Annotated in this window: 4 protein-coding genes; 1 reads left to right on the plus strand and 3 read right to left on the minus strand. The window is 70.8% G+C overall.

Annotation, left to right across the window (positions count from 1 at the left end; genetic code table 11):
* The 3 genes from E4099_RS31195 to E4099_RS33380 form a co-directional block, all read right to left on the minus strand.
* Positions 1-713: hypothetical protein (locus tag E4099_RS31195; protein ID WP_135342462.1), on the minus strand; the 713-nt coding region annotated here is incomplete at its 3' end.
* Entirely contained in the window at positions 697-1,269 is a 573-nt protein-coding gene (locus E4099_RS31200; protein ID WP_342451960.1) for a sigma-70 family RNA polymerase sigma factor, read from the minus strand. The genes E4099_RS31195 and E4099_RS31200, both read right to left, overlap by 17 nt.
* Positions 1,266-1,424: a hypothetical protein gene (locus tag E4099_RS33380; protein ID WP_167828549.1), complete on the minus strand. Its 159-nt coding sequence runs from the start codon at positions 1,422-1,424 to the stop codon at positions 1,266-1,268. Before E4099_RS33380 ends, E4099_RS31200 begins: the two co-directional genes overlap by 4 nt.
* A gap of 625 nt (positions 1,425-2,049) precedes the next feature.
* Here E4099_RS33380 and E4099_RS31205 point away from each other — a divergent pair.
* The coding region (locus tag E4099_RS31205) for an FAS1-like dehydratase domain-containing protein (protein ID WP_167828550.1) at positions 2,050-2,617 on the plus strand (568 nt) is incomplete at its 3' end.

Consider the following 2,617-nt stretch of genomic DNA (forward strand, 5'->3'; position numbering starts at 1 on the left):
GCGGTGAGGGACTCGATGCGGCCGGCGAAGTCGGGCTCGGGGAGGGGGAGGTCCAGCTCCAGGTCGTCGACGAAATCCACCGCCTGGGGGACGTAGGCGAGGACCGCGCGCGCCGCCGGCGGCAGGTCGCGTTCCTTGCCCAGGGCGCGCAGTACGCGTATGGCGATGGCCATTTCGTGGTCGGTCTCGGCATCCTCGTGGAGCGGGTCGAGCACCGGCGGGACCCGGGTGCAGGCGACCTCGTGCCACCAGTTGAGCCAGCCGTGGGCCACCGCGTCCTCGCCCATGGCCATGTGGTGCAGATAGAGGCAGTACGCCGCCGCGGGGTCGCCGGCTCCGGCCGCGAACTGCCACCAGAACTGCGCCGAGTCGGTGTGCGAGGCCAGATGGAGCACGCAGCCCAGCACCCTGGCGCCCGGTGGTTCCAGGAGGCGCCGGGTGAGGAGTTCCCGCAGGAGGGCGAGGGCGTCCGGGCGGGCGATGATCGCCTCGCACAGGGTGCGCAGGTCGCGGGACATGCGGTTGGCCGGCTGCCGCTGAGGGGGCACCGTGGCCGCGGGGTCGGTCGCGCCGGGCGAGGGCCGGATGTGCTCGCCCTCGGCGCGGTGGGTGGCGGCGAGCCGGGCCGCGATACGGCTCTCCGCGGCCTCGATGTCGGTGGGTTCCGCGATGGTCAGGGCCCGAGCCAGTACGAGGTCAATGTGCGAGGTCATCAGCGCTTCCTTTGCAGACCAGGGCCTCGTGCAGGGCGCGCCGGGCCGAGCGGGCGGTGGAGCGGACACCGGCGGCCGTGATGCCCAGGTGGGTGGCGATCTGGGCCGAGGTGTAGCCGTGGAAGTACCAGAGGATGATGACGTCCTGCTGTCGCTCGGGGAGGTCCCGTACGGCCTGGCACAGGCTCATGCTCTCCTCGAGCTGCCCGATGGGGTCGACGGCGGTGCGCAGCGCCAGGGTCTCGAAGGCGGCGGACTGCAGCAGGTAGGGGCGTCGCCCGCGGGCCCGGGCCAGGTCGATCGCCCGGTTCTTCATCACCGTCCAGGCGTAGGCCGCCGGGTTCTCCATCGCCAGCACCTTGTCCCAGTCGCGGGCGAGCTGTTCGAAGGCGGTGTCGACGGCCTCCTCGGCATCGCTGTGGTTGTTGAGGAGGCTGGCGGCGCGGTGGACGTAGGCAGGGCGGTGGAGCTGGTGGAAGGCGCGGAAGTCCACCGGGAGCTGGTCGGGCAGTCCGGTCATCGACGTGGTGCGACGGCGCGAGAGGTCCTTGGTCACCGCGCCCCCTCTCCGCGTCGGTTGCGGTGGAGCTCCGAGAGCCCGAGTCGTACGCCGGCCGCTGCGGCGCGGCGCAGCAGGGCCAGGAGGTCACTGCCGAACACCCGCACGGCGAGCGCGGCGGCGACGAGGTTTGCTGCGAGTTGAGAGTTCACCGGACGTGCTGTCCTTCTGCTCGATACGCCAGGCCGCCCCGTCCCGGCCCGAGAGGGTCCCGTTTACTCCCTCTGCCCTTCTAGCGTCCGGAGGCGTCGGTTCGTGCATCACATGAGCCGATTTTCTTACGGAGTCTGACGCTCCGTCGGCCAGAGTGGAGCGTACGACCGCAAAACGGCATGCGTATTCGGACCGGGAATCGTCGAGTTCTGGTGGCTTGTGGGTGCGTGGGATGTTTGAAGAGCAGGTGCTCATACGTGCGAGGGAATCAGGGCTCTGGGAGGGATGTGTCGGGGATGGCCCGGGAATTCTGCTGGTGCGACACCGTGGCCCCGCCGATGCGAGGCGGAGGGCGCGTGGTCGCCGCATGGGGGCAAGGCCCGCGGTAGGGGAGACCGCGGTGGGGGTTGCGAGAGGCACGAAGGGACGCGCGGATGAGGAGAGGCGTGGTGATGCGGTGACCGAAGGGACCAGGTGAGGTAGGACGGTCGGACCGCGCGGTGGCATCTCGGTGCCACCGCGCGGTCGTTCGCCGAGGAGGCGAGGGGAGCTTGACAGTGCGGAATGAGCTGACGGATAGTCAGAAAACTTGCGCTGTCGCACCGCCGACGACCGGGAGCGCCGATGGACGACGCGTTGTACGAGCGCTTACGGGCCTTCGAGGGGAGCCCCGCGGTGGTCGGGGGACGGGGCAAGGACCCCGTGAACGAGCCGATGATCCGGCACTGGTGCGAGGCCATGGGCGACACCCACCCCGGGTACCCGGCCATGGCGCCGCCCACCATGCTCCAGGCGTGGACGATGGGCGGACTGTCCGGGCATGCCGACCGCTCCGCCGCGTACGAGGAGCTGCTGACCCTGCTGGACGGAGCGGGGTGCACCTCGGTCGTGGCCACCGACTGCGAGCAGGAGTATCTACGCCCCTTGCGGCCAGGCGACACGGTCACCTTCGACGCGGTGATCGAGTCGGTGTCCTCCCGCAAGACCACCCGGTTGGGTACCGGCTACTTCGTGACCACGCGGATGGACGTCCGGGCGGGTGGGAAGCCGGTCGGGACCCACCGCTTCCGCATCCTCAAGTACGCCCCTGCGGCGCGGGCATCGGAAGGCGGGGTGGCCTCGGGTTCCGGTACGGGAGCGGAGAGGGCCGGCCGGCCGGACGGCGGAGCGGGGGGAGGGGACGTACCGGAGG

Origin of the sequence: Streptomyces palmae (genome assembly GCF_004684805.1) — a bacterium.
GTDB lineage: Bacteria > Actinomycetota > Actinomycetes > Streptomycetales > Streptomycetaceae > Streptomyces > Streptomyces palmae.